10 protein-coding genes are annotated in these 14,206 nt (G+C 57.9%); 3 read left to right on the top strand and 7 right to left on the bottom strand.

All coding sequences use genetic code 11. The features are described 5' to 3' along the window. Nucleotides 1-23 precede the first annotated feature (23 nt). Both NW839_RS07670 and NW839_RS07665 read right to left on the bottom strand, forming a co-directional pair. The gene (locus NW839_RS07670) at nt 24-1,610 is read right to left on the bottom strand and encodes an ArnT family glycosyltransferase (RefSeq protein WP_414349763.1); all 1,587 of its coding nucleotides are present in this window, start codon (nt 1,608-1,610) and stop codon (nt 24-26) included. Nucleotides 1,611-1,685: 75 nt separating this feature from the next. Further along, on the bottom strand, nt 1,686-2,159 hold the full coding sequence (locus NW839_RS07665; RefSeq protein WP_414349762.1) for a hypothetical protein: 474 nt from the start codon (nt 2,157-2,159) through the stop codon (nt 1,686-1,688). Nucleotides 2,160-3,005: 846 nt separating this feature from the next. Between NW839_RS07665 and NW839_RS07660 the strand changes: the two genes are divergently transcribed. Then, nucleotides 3,006-4,751 carry a peptidoglycan D,D-transpeptidase FtsI family protein gene (locus NW839_RS07660; RefSeq protein WP_414349761.1) on the top strand — a complete coding sequence of 582 codons (1,746 nt, stop codon included), beginning with the start codon at nt 3,006-3,008 and terminating at the stop codon, nt 4,749-4,751. Between the two features lie 111 nt (nt 4,752-4,862). Here the strand turns inward: NW839_RS07660 and NW839_RS07655 are convergent, their stop codons facing one another. The 4 genes from NW839_RS07655 to NW839_RS07640 all read right to left on the bottom strand — a co-directional run bounded on the left by NW839_RS07655 (nt 4,863) and on the right by NW839_RS07640 (nt 10,147). Next, the gene (locus tag NW839_RS07655) at nt 4,863-6,086 is read right to left on the bottom strand and encodes a glycosyltransferase (RefSeq protein ID WP_414349760.1); all 1,224 of its coding nucleotides are present in this window, start codon (nt 6,084-6,086) and stop codon (nt 4,863-4,865) included. A gap of 197 nt (nt 6,087-6,283) precedes the next feature. Beyond that, nucleotides 6,284-8,776 (bottom strand): HD family phosphohydrolase, encoded by a 2,493-nt coding sequence (locus NW839_RS07650; RefSeq protein ID WP_414349759.1) that lies wholly within the window; start codon nt 8,774-8,776, stop codon nt 6,284-6,286. A 66-nt stretch (nt 8,777-8,842) separates the two neighbouring features. After that, nucleotides 8,843-9,292 (bottom strand): plastocyanin/azurin family copper-binding protein, encoded by a 450-nt coding sequence (locus NW839_RS07645; RefSeq protein ID WP_414349758.1) that lies wholly within the window; start codon nt 9,290-9,292, stop codon nt 8,843-8,845. A 105-nt stretch (nt 9,293-9,397) separates the two neighbouring features. Further along, nucleotides 9,398-10,147: a 4'-phosphopantetheinyl transferase family protein gene (locus NW839_RS07640; protein ID WP_414349757.1), complete on the bottom strand. Its 750-nt coding sequence runs from the start codon at nt 10,145-10,147 to the stop codon at nt 9,398-9,400. Between NW839_RS07640 and NW839_RS07635 the strand changes: the two genes are divergently transcribed. Both NW839_RS07635 and htpG read left to right on the top strand, forming a co-directional pair. After that, nucleotides 10,146-11,615: an LCP family protein gene (locus NW839_RS07635; RefSeq protein ID WP_414349756.1), complete on the top strand. Its 1,470-nt coding sequence runs from the start codon at nt 10,146-10,148 to the stop codon at nt 11,613-11,615. The two genes, NW839_RS07640 and NW839_RS07635, sit on opposite strands and share 2 nt — an antisense overlap. 107 nt (nt 11,616-11,722) lie before the next feature. Then, nucleotides 11,723-13,582 (top strand): molecular chaperone HtpG, encoded by a 1,860-nt coding sequence (gene htpG, locus NW839_RS07630; protein ID WP_414349755.1) that lies wholly within the window; start codon nt 11,723-11,725, stop codon nt 13,580-13,582. Here the strand turns inward: htpG and ribH are convergent. Then, a complete protein-coding gene (ribH, locus tag NW839_RS07625) occupies nt 13,576-14,160 on the bottom strand; it encodes a 6,7-dimethyl-8-ribityllumazine synthase (RefSeq protein ID WP_414349754.1) in 585 nt (194 codons plus the stop codon). The two genes, htpG and ribH, sit on opposite strands and share 7 nt — an antisense overlap. Nucleotides 14,161-14,206: the final 46 nt, after the last annotated feature.

Genomic DNA, 14,206 nt, shown 5'->3' with positions numbered 1-14,206 from the left:
TTTGCCCAGGATGTCCTCTGCTGTTATTGCAGGCGGGAATAAGGGCGGGGATAGGGCTTGCGCATCTGTCGAGCCAGGTACACCTGAAAGGTTTGCGCCACCGCCCCTGCCCGCACCAGGGGAACCTCGGCCACAGGCTCGATTTGGGCAAAGTAGTCGCCATAGGTGGCCGGGATCCCTGCCCTCGGCTGGAACAGCTTGGAAGTGATGAGCAGCCCATCCTGCCCCAGCCAGTCCTGCGGCTGCGACCAAAAGGCAAAGCCCCGCAAATCCGCATCCAGGCAGGTCAGAGGCTTGTCCGTTAGCGGAGCCAGGGCCATGGCGATCTGACCGCCCAAAAAATAGACATTGGTAAAAACGAACTCTGCCTCCTCAAGGGCTTGAGCCAGGCGGGGATCTGTCCGAAACCGCTGCCGCAACTGCTCAATTTCAATGAGCTGAGTAGAGGGATCCTGCTCCACGGGCCACAGGCCCATCCCTCCCGGCTCTTGCAGCAGGCCATAGCGCACATGGGCCAGCCCCACCCCCACCACCAAGCTGACCATCACTGCCGTCCCCACCAAGGTTCGCTTCGCTCCCGGCCACCGTTCCCAGAAGGATCCCAGCAGCAGCGTCAGCACCCAAAACCCCGGCATGGGCCAGGTGGGCAAGATGGGCCGGTAGCCTCCCATCAAGGTAAAGGCCAACACCAGCGGTAATCCACAGGCCAGGATCAAAAGGTGCTTGAGCTCTTCATCCGTCAGCCGCATCCCGCGGAGAATCTGCAGGGCCACCCGACCCGTCCCTGCCAAACTCGCCCACCCCAAAGGGATCCCCAAGCTGGGGAACAGGTAAAAGATTTCAGAAAGGATCGTCAGCCCCAGCGCTTGCAGTTGATACCCTGCCTCCGGCACCGCCCGCCCCGCCTGAAAGCGAAAGGAGACCCAATCCTGCTGGGCGTTCCAGAGCAGCACCGGGCTAAAGGCCAGCACAAAGCCCAGCACGGCCAGCACCGTCCATCCTGACCTCAAGGCGCAGCGATGAACTGGGCTGAGCAGACAAAAGAGTACCAGGCCAAACCCCAAAGCCAAGCCGTGGTATTTCCCCAAGCAGGCCAGCCCCACCAAGAGACCTATGAGCGCTAGCCTAGGCCCTGGCCGATAGCGAGCCGCCCCATAGACAGCCAATTTCCCCTGCCCCAAAGGCACCGGGAAAAACTCCTGGCTGGCCACCCATAGGGTTGCTGCCGTAAAAAAGACCAGCGGACTATCCGGCAGGGTCAGCACCCCAAACCCAATCCAAAGGATGGGTGCGATGCTGATGGCCGCCAAGCTGATCAGTCCCGCCCGAACAGAGAAAAGGCGCGCTCCGGTGTAGTAGAGGAATAGGGAAGAGCCAGAATAGAGCAGCAGGGATCCCAGTCGAATAGAAAAAGCCGACACCTGGCCGGTCAAGGCAGGCCCCAAGCCCGTTGTCCAGGCCACCAGCGGCGGATGGTCAAAATAGCTCCAATCCAGATGGCGGGTGTAGAGGTAGTAGTAGGCTTCGTCAAAGCCCGGCGGCAAAAGGGCAGCCACCAGTCCCCGCATGAACAAGCCCAACCCCAGGATTAGCCAAACCGCTCTAGGCAATGGAGGGGATCCCTATGGGCAGATGGACAGATCTAACTTACCTTGAATACCTCTCGGGGCTACGTCCCTCTAGCACTATGACTTTGTTTTCCGAAAAAAAATGCCCGATGACTTTCCCGATGACTTTGTTTCCCGCAAAAAAATGACCGGACGCCCCAAAAGTTGACCTAGCTTCTTGGCCTCTGCCCGCGCCTCTGATTCACCGCCACTGGAGATGGATAGCAAAGGCTTCTGTGATTGCAATGTCACCTCTACCGAAAAGCTAGTATCGCCATCAGAATCTGTCCTGGCCCGAACCATGACCTGCTGCACATCTCGGAAGGAATAAGTTTTCTGCCCTCGCGATCCAAAAGGAGTGAGGTACTCCTCCTGGATTTGGTACAGGGAGCTGTCCAAAGTCACGCGGCGGCGCCACAAAGCCGATATCAGCACAGAAACCCCTATCAAAAGAAATAGCAATGAGATGAGGGAAAACAAGATCGCAATCACTAAATCTCCTAAGTCGAACTTATCGCTATCTACTAAGAGCTGACTCTCTGTGCCGTTCACAAAAGACTGAACGCGCCTTGCCAGTTCCTGAGCCTCCCTCTCACTGGAAGCTGACCAGGCTTTCCTTTCTCCTGCAGGAGTTTTCAGCGTGACATAATAGTAGTATTTTTTTTGTAGTGGGTTGTTCGTTTAGTTTGGTCTCTTACTGTTTTGATTTCGGTTTTGGTTCCAGCCCCTCTCACGTCCTTGTAGAGTTCAGTCGTACTTGGCAAAGGCAGAAGCGGCTGGAAAAACACTTCGCAGTTAACCGCAGACTGGTCAACTCGAAAGCAGGTGAAGCGGCGATCGCCTTGGTGCAACCAAAGTACAGTCAAGAAAGATAGAGGAATGAAGGCAAGAAGTAGCCCAGAAGATAAATCCTTTAAATCCTTGGGAGGCTCTTGGTACACGCGCTTGTTGTAGCTCTCCTTCACGCATTTCATAGACTTAACTCCGAGAAAGCTGGATTTGTTTAGATTATGGCTTGCTAGTCTGCCGGTCGTCTGTTTCCGAGCATACGAAGCGTTTAAAAAATTATGAAAAGCAGTAAGTCCTCCGGTTTTCGCTGTGCTGTATTCAACTTCCCCTCTCTCCAACCAGGAGCGGAAATTGAGTGGCTGACTGCACGAGGCGCCGGGAAGAAGCTGTGGGGTGGCATAACAGTGGGATGAGCGCCAAACTAGCGGTGGTGCTCATGTGAGGATTGCAATGGAAAGCAGACCTAGGGCTAGGGTAGGGCGGCCTGTGCCGAAATCTCTGGAGACAAGGCAAAATGGCCGGCAACTTGCTCAACGGCGCCGACGCAGAGGTTCTTGGATCCCTTCACCGCGAAGCTCTAGGCAGTGGGGAACAACGCTGGGATGGCTCTTGGGGGAGCGGATCCCGACGGCCCGCCAGCTTGACTTTCGCGCCGGCATGACCGGACTGGCTTTGATCATCGCCCTATTTGTAACAGGAGCACGTCTGGTTTATTTGCAACATCAACAGGCACCCCTATTGCAGCAGCGAGCCGAAGCCCAGCAGCGAGCCCAGCTAAGACCTTTCATTCCTCGTCGCTCAATTGTGGATCGTCATTCTATTGCCAAGCAGCAGGCAGAATTGCTGGCCGTAGATCGCCCCGTCTATACTCTCTGGGCCCATCCCCGCCTCTTTGGCAAACGCACTCCAGAGGAAATTGCCACCGCTCTTGCTCCCCTGTTGCGGCGTCCAGTAGAGCAACTGGCGCAGCGGCTATCGGCCAATCAGGCAGTGCGGGTGGAGCGCTGGGTATCCCAGGAGGTGGCAGATCAAATTCAGGCTCTGCATCTGGATGGCCTGGAGCTGGTGAGCGAGCGGCAACGCGTTTACCCCCAAAAAGAGATGGCCGCCGAGGTGGTGGGCTATGTGGATCTGGATCATCAGGGCCAAGCGGGAGTGGAATATTCCCGGCAAGAGCTGCTGGAGCGTACTGTTCAGCCTGTTACTATTCCTCGCGATGGCTACGGACGACTGTTGGCTGCCGAGGTGCCGGAAGGGCTGCTGCAATCTGGCGAGACGGTGCTGCAACTTACCCTAGATATGCGCCTGCAAAGAGCTGCCCGCGCTGCCCTGAAAGTGCAACTGGAGCGGTTTCGAGCCCTGCGGGGCACGGTGATTGTCCTCCAGCCCCAGACAGGGGAAATTCTGGCGCTGGTGAGCGAGCCCACCTATGACCCCAACCGCTACTTTGAGTATGACCCCGGTCTTTTTCGCAACTGGGCCGTAACGGATTTGTATGAGCCGGGATCCACCTTCAAGCCCATCAACATTGCCATTGGGTTGGATGCTGGAGCCTTTACAGCAGATGAACGGGTCTATGACGAGGGTCGGATTCTCATCGGTCAGTGGCCCATTCAAAATTACGACTACCACCAACGAGGGGCCCATGGCTGGATGAGCGTCACGGATATCCTGCGGCAATCCAGCAATGTGGGCATGGTACACCTGATGCGCAAGCTGGATCCCCGCCAGTACTACAATGCCTTGGTGCGGCTGGGGTTCAACGAGCGCAGTGGCGTGGATTTGCCCTTTGAGCCGGCCAGCCGTTTGAAACCGCTGCGACAGTTTGTTACGGTGCCGGTGGAGCGGGCCACTGTCGCTTTCGGCCAGGGGCTGGCCCTCACTCCTCTACAGTTGGCTGCCATGCACTGCATCATTGCCAACGGCGGACTGAAAGTGCAGCCCCATGTGGTGCGAGGCTTGGTGGAAAAGGATACGGATACTTTGGTTTGGGGATCCCCGCAGCCGCAGCCGGTGCGGGTACTATCCGAGCAAGCCACGCTGGCAGTGCGTATCCAAATGCGGGATGTGGTGGACTTTGGCACGGGGCAATCGGCCAAGATCGAGGGGTATGAGATCGGCGGCAAAACCGGCACTGCCCAGAAAGCCGGGCCACGGGGGGGCTATTTGCCCGGCAAGCGCATCACCAGTTTTGTGGGCTATTTCCCGGCCATTCGCCCCAATTACGTGATCTTGGCGGTGATCGACGAGCCCCAGGGGGAAGATGCCTTCGGCTCGACGACGGCTGCTCCCGTTGTTCGCTCGGTGATCCAGGAGATCATCGCCCTAGAGGGGATCCGCCCTAACTCTACTTAGCGCAGCCATAGGAACAAGGGGCGAAGGTGGATGCCAAAGGGGGCCCAGACCGTGAGGAAATGAGCGAAATGCCCATACCTCCGGATTGGCTCTTCCTGGAAAAAGCCATACTCAAGACTGGCCACCCACAGAGTCCGACTTAACCTCTGCACTCCTCCAGCTCAGCTTGGAGTTGAGGTAGAAGTTCCAGAATACAACAATACCGATGGCAATTAAGTTGGCCAACAAATAATGAATGCCCAAGCGCTCGCTCAGCAAGGTCACCAGTGAAGTGTTGAGAACCAAGCCAATTAAGCAGATAACGTTAAACTTCGCCAACCGCTTCAGGCGATTCCAGGGCCCCGGCTGCAAGCGGGTCACATGGCGAAAAGTCCACAGGTCGTTCCAGAGGAAGTTATTGAGAATGGCCACCTCCGAAGCAACCAGCTTACTGGTTATGAGATCCCATCCTAAGTTGGTGGGATCGTGCAAAACATAGAGCAAAGCCATGTCCACCAAGGTGCCGGATAGGCCAACCGTGCTGAAGCGCAAAAAGGATCCCACCTGCCCTAGCGAAAAGCGCAGCACCATCAGGTGGTGGAGATATTGGAGACAAGTTTGCAGTTGGATTTTGCTCTCCCCGTTTTGGCGCTCCTGAAAGATGTAGCCGACCTCGGCAATGGTTTTCACCCGGCCCCGCGCCAGCACCTCGATCAGCAGCTTGTAACCCTTGGGGTTGAGCGGGATCCCGGCAATGGCTTGGCGTCTGACCAGGAACAGTCCGCTCAACGGATCGGAAACACGGCTGAAGATCCCTGGCAGCAGAGCCAACCCGATCCATTGGGCCCCACGGGAGACGATGCGTCGGCCCAGGCTCCAGTGGCTCACCCCCCCCGACTCCGCATAGCGGCTGCCCACCGCCAGATCTGCCCCCTTCTGGATGAGCAGCCACAATTTGAGGATGATCTCCGGCGGATGCTGCAAATCCCCATCCATAACCCCCAACACCTCGCCGCGGGCAGCTTGCCATCCCCGCAGCACGGCAGTGGCCAGGCCTCGTTCGTGGTGGCGACAAATGACTTGCAGTTGAGGGAATTCTTTTTGCAATCCTTGGGCCACTTTGGCAGTGTAATCGGGGCTATTGTCATCCACCACAATCAACTCATAGCTTCCAGGCAGAATCGTGTCTAGGTGGGCACACAACTGCCGGATCAGGCTGCAGATACTGGAGGCTTCGTTGTAGGTGGGAATGACCAGCGACAGTTGGACAGGGCTGGACTGAGACAGAGGTGGAATCTGAAAAGGAGCTGCAGAAGCTTTGGGATCGGCAGAGGAAGTAGGAGCTCCATGAAACATTCAGCAGGCCATCCAAAAACAATAAAACAAAAATCCTCCGCCTAGGGCTGCAAATCCTAGGACTGCCTTGGTTCATACTGGGTCCACAGAACGATCCCCTATCGTACTGATCGATGAGCCGCAGGGCTAGACCTTTCTCCACCTACTTAGCTTCTGAGGACTCCGTCTCACTGACGCGAACGGGAGAGGTCACCTGGCTAAGGGGATCCCGTAGAGGGGCTCATCAACACCGGGATCTGGGCCTGAGCAGAGGCAGTCTCAGGCAGCGAGGGGGCAGGGGTGAAACTGGGGTAGGGGATGCGCTCGTGGTTGGATTCCCGCCAGACCTCCACGAAAGCGTCTGCCACCACCTCCAAATCCTCCAGCGTCAGCCCACTGTCAACCAACTGGCCATCTTGCCAACGGGCCTGGGCAATTTTGCGGACAACAGCTTTTGCCCGCTCGACCACATCGGGGCCGAAGCCATCGCTCAGAGTCATGCTGCGCAGGGCGGCTTCACAGGCATCGGCCATCATCACCACCCCCGTCTCCTTGCTCTGGGGGATCGGGCCATCGTAGCGGAACGGCTCTTCGGGTACGGGCTGACCCCCGGCTTTCATCTGGGCTTGATGGTAGAAATAGGCAATCAGGATCGTCCCCTGGTGCTCAGGGATAAACGCCTGGACGGCGGTAGGCAGATTATATTGCTTGGCCAGGCGCAAGCCATCGCTGACGTGGGCCTTGATAATCTGAGCACTGCGATAGGGATCGTCCAGTTGGGTGTGGGGGTTGAGGCTGCCCATCTGGTTCTCGATGAAGTAGCGGGCCTGCAGCATCTTGCCGATGTCGTGGTAAAGAGTGCCGGTGCGCACCAGCTCCACGTTGAGGTTCAGCTTCTGGGCAGCCCGTTCTGCCAAAGTGGCCACAAGCAGAGTGTGCTGGAAGGTGCCGGGGGCCTCTGCAGCCAGCCGCCGCAGCAGCGTGCGATTGGGATTGCTCAACTCGATCAGACGAATGGGGGTGGCTAAGTCAAATAGGCGCTCCAGGTAGGGGCTGGCTCCCAGGGCAACAATGCTCCATCCCAAGCTGGTTCCCCCTGCCAAAGCCATGGCCAACAGGTCGATGCCACCGGTGGTGGCCAAGCTAACCGCCCCGTAGGCCAGCATCTGCACCGCTGCCGCTCCTCCTCCCAACAAGGCCAGCTCTTCGCGGGAACGGGAACGCCCGGCCAGGGCAGAGGCCACCACACTGCCGGACAACAAGGGTACAAGGGTGAGCAGGTTGGCAGAGGAGACCAAGGGCAAAAACAACGCCTGGCCCACCACCACCACCAGGCCCAGCCCTGCCCCGTAAAAACTGCCCAGCAACAGCCCCACCGCCGGCAGGGAGCTGAACTCCAGCTTGAACAAGGCCGCCAAAAGGGGAGCGGTCAGGGAAACTATGAGGATCAACACCCGATCCCGGCGGCGCAACCCTGGCCGCAAGCGTTGCTGCAGAGGCACAAAGACAGCCAGGCCCAGGCCCATCACGCCGGCCACCCCCACCAAGCCCCAGACGTTGATCCCGCGCTGGGTGAGCCCAAAGTGGTCCAAGATGAGAAAAATTTCGGGAGTGATGAGCTGATCTGCTCGCACGATCACCTGGTTCTCGGCAACCGAGATCAGAACCGGCTCGACTTTTTCCAGCTCGGCGCGGATGCGCTGCTCGGTGCGCTGGGGATCCACCTCCACATTGGGAATGAGCACCTGCTGCAGCCACTGATAGACCAGGGCCTGCAGCTCCTGTCGTTGGGCAGCATTGCCCGGAAACATCAAATCGTCCAGTTGGGCTTGGATCCCTTCGGCGCGAACTTCGCGGGGCAGGCCATCCACGATCCCTATCTTCTGCAGGCGCTCCAAGACCCGCCGGCTCAAGGTTTGCAAATGCTGCCAATCCGCATCTGCCAAGTTGAGAACTGTGGCCGGAACAGGGGGGGTGAGCTGCTCCAGAGCCGGCAAAGCTGCCCGATAGCGCTGCTGCGCCGCTTCCACCTGGGCAATCAACTGGGTATAGGGATCCGTCGCCGCCATCTGGGTGGCCGATCCGTCCAACCAGACCCGCTGCCAAACCTCGACAAGCTCTTGCTTGGCCCGCTGCTCCGGAGGAAGCTGCTCCGGTCGCCCCGAAGAAGGCTCTTCTGAAGGAGATGGGGTGGCTCCGCGGATGGCCTCTTGTCGGGCGCGAGCCTGAAGGAGTTCCCACTCCTCTGGGGAAAGCTGGCGCAGATAGATCTGCGTTGGCAGAGACAGCAACTGGACAGAAACATAGGGCAGAGAACCTGCCTCTTGGCGGATGGCCTCCACCTCAGCCAGGAGAGCCTCCAGATTTTGCCGCATGCTGTCGTTGGCGGTGCTGTTGATTTTAAGGGCCTGCGCCACCCGCCGCCGCGCCTCAGCTTGTCGGGCCTGGGTAGCCTCCACATCTTCGATCTCCGCCGCAGCAGGGGCGAGAAACGTCTGCGGGGAGCGGCTGCCGACGGTCAGTTGTGGTTCGTTGTAGTAGCGGATCCCGTGGACAGCAGTGAGGGAGAGAAGCGCTATGGCATAGCCAGCAACCCGTTCCGAAAGGGAGAGCCTGCTCTTTCGAGGGGGGGCTGCCTGGCATCCCCGAGTCCAGTGTTCCGCGTTCGCGTCGGCAGCGCGAAGGGCTTTGGGCGTGAGCGGGTTTTTCATGGATTGGCCTGGCAGCGTCTTTCTCTTTTCTATCCCCTTTTGGCCGGGTAGCCCAGGAAGAGGATCTCAATCGCCGATGGTAATCTGCCCCACCATACCTGCTTCTGCATGGCCGGGGATGGTGCAAACCAGAGAATAGACCCCAGATTTCAGAGGAATAAATTGCCACTCCACCGAAGCGCCTGGCTTCAGTTCCAATTCTCGGATCTGGCCCTTAATTTCCACGCCGGCCACGTCCAGCTTGCGGGTCCAGACGGCATCGGCAAAATCCTTGGCGCTGAAATAGTGCTTCAGTTGGCTGGGGTTGCTCAGGCGGAGACGGTAGAGGCTGCCGTTGCGAAAAGACAGTTCCTTGGGCACAAACACCAACTGATTGTCGGCAGTACCCAACTCAATAACCTTCTCCTGCGGCGTTTGTCTGGAGAGATCCCGCGCCCATACCGGATGCGGGATCCCAATCATGAGAACCGATAGCCAAATTCCCAACACCAGGAAACGACAGAACCTGCTTAACATGGCAACACCATGGAATCAAAAACTCTCTCCCGCTGAGGGGAGTAGCTTGGAAACTCAAGATAGCAGCTCGAGCGGTGGGTGGAGAGATTTTGCCGCTGCGGCTGTCTAGCCCTCTACATCCGTGTAGAGCCGCACAGTTAGGGCTTCCCCTCCGTCTTCGGGTATTTCGCCCCTCATTTCAAGGGCTACCGCAGCGGCGTAGCCACCGGCAACCCGAAGGGGTAGGGTTACCCAGCAAGAGTCCCCGTCCAAAGCTCTGGAGCCGGCCAGACCCCTGCCTGTTCCCTTCAGGAGCGCCTCCTTTTGTGTCCACATTTGAAAGAAAAGGGCATCCCGCTCTGGAGCTGGACAGTTGGCCAAACGGACTTGCTCGGCAGCCGAAAAGTAGCGCTGGGCGATGCGCTGCCAGCGGGGCACAGGTCGAACCCATTCCAGATCCACTCCAATGCGGTATTGCAACCTCAGGCCGATCAGGACGCGCTCGTGGGAGTGGCTGAGGTTGAACTGCAGCGGTAGGGGTGGATCCCGCCAGTAGGGTTTGCCGGTAGAACTGTGGTCGAGGGGGATCCCCTGGGGTGGAATGCCGCTGTAGCGGCTGAGCAAGCTCCGCAACCCAAGACGACCGGCCAGAAAGCGGCGCCGATCTGCCGGCAGTTGTAAACGCTCTGCCCGCCGACATTCTTCAGGGGAAAGAAGGCCGAGCTGGGGGAGCAACTTCTCCAACGGGGGGACTGTCTGCAGCCAAAGATGCACCTCTGACTTTCCCGACAACGGCTGCAGGGATCCCCCTGTGGCGACTGCTACCTCGCTGAAGTTGGATCCAGACAACTCTGAAAACTGAGGATAGGGTAACATGGCCTTGAATTGGTGGAGTTGGCAACACCACCCAGACAGTACACCCTTTCCTGTACGCGCTCGCGAGACCTGGTCTGACCTGATGCCCTCCTTCCACTATCCCCCCCGTCCTGACCGTGTCCGCGCAGCTCGTCAGCAGGCTATTCGTCAGGGGATCCTCTGGCTGTTGTTGGGGCTCACGGCTGTGTTGGCGGGTTCTGCCGGTGCCCTCTTGGCCGTGATGTTGCCCCGTCAGGTGATCCCAACTTCCCTCACTCCTGCAGAACAAGAAGCCTTCCGTCCTGATGCCTTACGGGCTGCGGCTCTGGATCGCTCGTTGCATATCCTCATTCTCGGCACGGACAACCCGGATCCCACCCTGCCCTTGCCCACAGAGCGAGATCGCTTCCACACCCGCAGCGACACCATTCTCTTGGCCCGCTTTGATCCCCAGGCGCGGCGGATTACCGTTTTGTCCATCCCCCGCGACACTCGTGTGCGCTTGCCTGGCTTTGGTGTGGCCAAGATCAATGCTGCCAACTTGGCAGGGGGCCCGGCGCTGACGGCTCAGGTGGTCAGCCACTTGATGGGTGGGATCCCGATTGACCGCTACATTCGCCTCAATACCGATGCTCTGGAAGAGCTGATCGATGCGGTGGGCGGCGTGGAAATCTACGTGCCGGAACCGATGCAGTACGCAGATCACACCCAGCAGTTGTTCATCCACCTGGAGCCCGGCTGGCAACGCCTCAATGGAGAACAAGCCCACCACTTTGCCCGCTTTCGCCGCGATCACCTGGGATTGGGGGATATCGGTCGGGTGCAACGGCAACAGGAATTGCTGCGGGCCCTGAGCCGGGAACTGCTCTCTCCTGCCGTCTGGCCGCGGATCCCAAAGATTTTGCAGGTTATCCGCACCAACCTCGATACCAACCTCACCTGGGAAGAGGTTCTGAGCTTGGCCAAGTTTGTCCTCACCTCTGGGGGCGATCGCATCGACCTGGTGCTGCTGCCGGGCCGCTTCAGTCAGCCGGGAGAATTCTCCACCAGCTACTGGCTGCCGGATCCAGCCGGGATCCGACGGGTGGCCGTCTCCCACTTTGGCCTGGAGGCAGAGGTAGCCCGCATTCCTCCACACCGCCTGCGCATAGCCGTGCAAAACGCAACCGGAGAGCCGGGGATGGCCCGCCGTATGGTGCAAGAATTGGTGAGGCAAGGATACGCCCATGCTTTTGCCGTGGAAGACAGCACTCAGGTGCTGCAGCAAACGGAGATCCTCGCCCAGAGCGGGGATCGGGAGGGGGCTAAACAGATCCGCGCCGCCATTGGCCTGGGAGAAGTGCGGGTAGAATCTACTGGCGTTCTCAACTCCGATGTCACCATTCGAGTCGGCCAAGATTGGGCTCAACAGTTGGCTTTGGATGAAGCACTCCGCGCCGCTGACGCCAACGGCCAAACCCAAGCTCCGCCCGGAGCAGCTCAGCTCTAGAGAGCCGGTTCGGTTGCGAGTGCGGATTTCCGAAAAAGAGCCTGCTTGTCGGGGACTTTTCGGTCTCTGTAGATTAGCACTGAGCTTGTTTGAGTGCTGAGCCACCTATGACCGTGCTGGAACAGGGATCCATCACCATCCACACCGAGAACATCTTTCCCATCATCAAGCAGTCTCTCTACTCGGATCGAGAGATCTTCTTGCGGGAGCTGATCTCCAATGCTGCTGATGCCATCACCAAGCTGAAGATGGCCAGCCTTGCCGGCGAAGTGGCAGATCTCCCAGAGCCGGAGATTACGATTGCCCTCAACAAGGAGGCCAAGACCTTAGCAGTGGCCGATAACGGCATTGGCATGACTGCCGAGGAAGTGAAAAAATACATCAACCAGGTGGCTTTTTCCAGCGCTGAAGAGTTCATTCAAAAGTACAAGGGCAAAGACGCAGAGCAAGCAATCATTGGCCACTTTGGTCTAGGATTCTACTCCTCTTTTATGGTGTCGCAGCGGGTGGAGATCGACACCCTCTCCTATCGGCCCGGCAGCACGCCGGTGAAGTGGGCTTGTGACGGCACCACTACTTTTACCCTCTCCGATTCTGAGCGCTCCAGCATCGGCACCACCGTTACCCTTTACATCACCCCCGAAAACGAAGAATACCTGGAGCCAAGCCGCATTCGGGAATTGGTTCGTAAATACTGCGATTTCATCCCCGTTCCCATCAAGTTAAACGGGGAAGTGATCAACAAGCAAAAGCCCCTGTGGAGAACCTCACCTTCCGAACTCAAAGATGAGGATTACCTAGAGTTTTATCGCTACCTCTATCCCTTTCAAGAGGATCCCCATTTCTGGGTGCACATCAACACCGACTATCCCTTCATCGTGCAAGGGATCCTCTATTTTCCCAAGTTGCGCCCGGATATTGATCCCACCAAGGGTCAAGTCAAGCTGTTCTGCAACCAAGTCTTTGTCCAAGATAACTGTGAGGAAGTTATCCCCAAGTTCCTCCTACCTCTGCGGGGGGCCATCGACAGTCCGGATATTCCCCTCAACGTCTCTCGCAGCTTCTTGCAAAATGACCGCACCGTAAGACGCATTGGGGATCACGTTGCCAAAAAGGTGGCGGATCGTCTCAATGAACTGTACAGGGAAGATTACGAAAAATACGTCAAGGTCTGGCCCGACATCAGCCTCTTTATGAAGTTTGGGGCGATGAACAACGACAAGTTCTTTGCCCAGATTAAGGATATTCTCATTTTCCGAGTGGCCGGATCCCCTGCTGACAAACCCGAATATGTGACCCTGAAAGCGTACCTGGAGCGCACCCGCGACAAGCAAAACAAGCGAGTTTACTACGCCACCGATGAGGCTGCCCAGAGTGCCTACATCGATCTCCACCGCTCTCAAGGACTGGAAGTGATCATGCTGGATAGCTGGATCGACAGCCACTTCAGCAGCTTTTTGGAGCGGGAATACAAAGAAGAAGGGATCCAATTTAAGCGGGTGGACTCTGAGCTGGATGAAACGCTGGTGGATAAAGACAAAGCCGCCGAAATTGTTGACCCGGTAACGCAAAAAACCCGCAGCCAAAAGTTGATCGATCTCTTCCGACAAGCCCTGGGCAAAGACAAGTTGCAGATCCAAGCAGAAGCCCTTAAATCGGAGTCGGTTCCGGCCATGATCTTGCTGCCGGAGACGCTGCGGCGCCTGCAGGAGCTCAACGCCGTCATCCAGCAGAAGCCGCTGGAGTTTCTGGAAGAGCACACGCTGGTTCTGAACACGGCCCATCCCCTTATCCAAAACCTGCAGTCTCTTGCCGATCAGGGTCGGGATCCCGACTTGGTTCACCTCATCTGCAATCACATCTACGATCTGGCTTTGATTACCCAGAAAAGCTTTGACCCGGCAGCCGTGCGGGCCTTTGTGCAGCGTTCCAACGAAGTGCTGACTCGCCTCACCCGCCGTCAATAAGCAGCGCTGTCCAGGGTAGACTGCAGGGCTTCCGCTCCACCGGGCAGAGACGGACGGGATCCGGCCCCGTTGCCGCTGTGGCCGTAGCTGCCTTGGAGCACGGGGGCAACTTGGCGCATCAGCGTCGCCATCTCCAGGGCACTCATGGCGTATTCCCAACCTTTGTTGCTCTTGACCCCGGCCCGCTCCAGAGCCTGCTGCAGGGTATCGGCGGTGAGGATCCCGAAAATAACCGGCACGCCGGTACGAAATCCTGCCGCCGCAATGCCCTTGGAGACCTCCGCTGCCACATAGTCGAAGTGGGGAGTTTGCCCGCGAATCACTGCCCCCAGACAGATGATGGCATCATAACGGCGAGATTGGGCCAGTTGGTGAGCCAGCAAAGGCACCTCAAAACTGCCGGGCACCCAGTAGTAGTCCACTTGCTTGCTCTCCGGGCCGACATCCACACCATGCCGCTTCAGCGCGTCCTGGCACCCTTCTAACAATTTGCCGGTGATCAGGTCGTTAAACCGACTGATGACGATGGCTAGACGCAGATCCTCCGTCTGAACAAAATTGCCCTCGTAAACTGCCATCTACGCTGCTCCAGATCTACCCAAGAGAAGAACAAGCGGAAAACCA

It is taken from the genome of Synechococcus sp. R5-15 (genome assembly GCF_047462035.1).
Lineage (GTDB): Bacteria > Cyanobacteriota > Cyanobacteriia > Thermostichales > Thermostichaceae > Thermostichus.
Note: the sequence above shows the minus strand (reverse complement) of the source record. Positions and strands in the feature narration are given on the sequence as shown.

Bases quoted from the DNA above. Each gene is read 5' to 3' on its own strand.
- NW839_RS07655 (WP_414349760.1), bottom strand. From the start codon at position 6,086: ATGTTTCATGGAGCTCCTACTTCCTCTGCCGATCCCAAAGCTTCTGCA.
- NW839_RS07650 (WP_414349759.1), bottom strand. From the start codon at position 8,776: ATGAAAAACCCGCTCACGCCCAAAGCCCTTCGCGCTGCCGACGCGAAC.
- NW839_RS07645 (WP_414349758.1), bottom strand. From the start codon at position 9,292: ATGTTAAGCAGGTTCTGTCGTTTCCTGGTGTTGGGAATTTGGCTATCG.
- NW839_RS07635 (WP_414349756.1), top strand. From the start codon at position 10,146: ATGGCCTTGAATTGGTGGAGTTGGCAACACCACCCAGACAGTACACCC.
- NW839_RS07640 (WP_414349757.1), bottom strand. From the start codon at position 10,147: ATGTTACCCTATCCTCAGTTTTCAGAGTTGTCTGGATCCAACTTCAGC.
- htpG (WP_414349755.1), top strand. From the start codon at position 11,723: ATGACCGTGCTGGAACAGGGATCCATCACCATCCACACCGAGAACATC.
- ribH (WP_414349754.1), bottom strand. From the start codon at position 14,160: ATGGCAGTTTACGAGGGCAATTTTGTTCAGACGGAGGATCTGCGTCTA.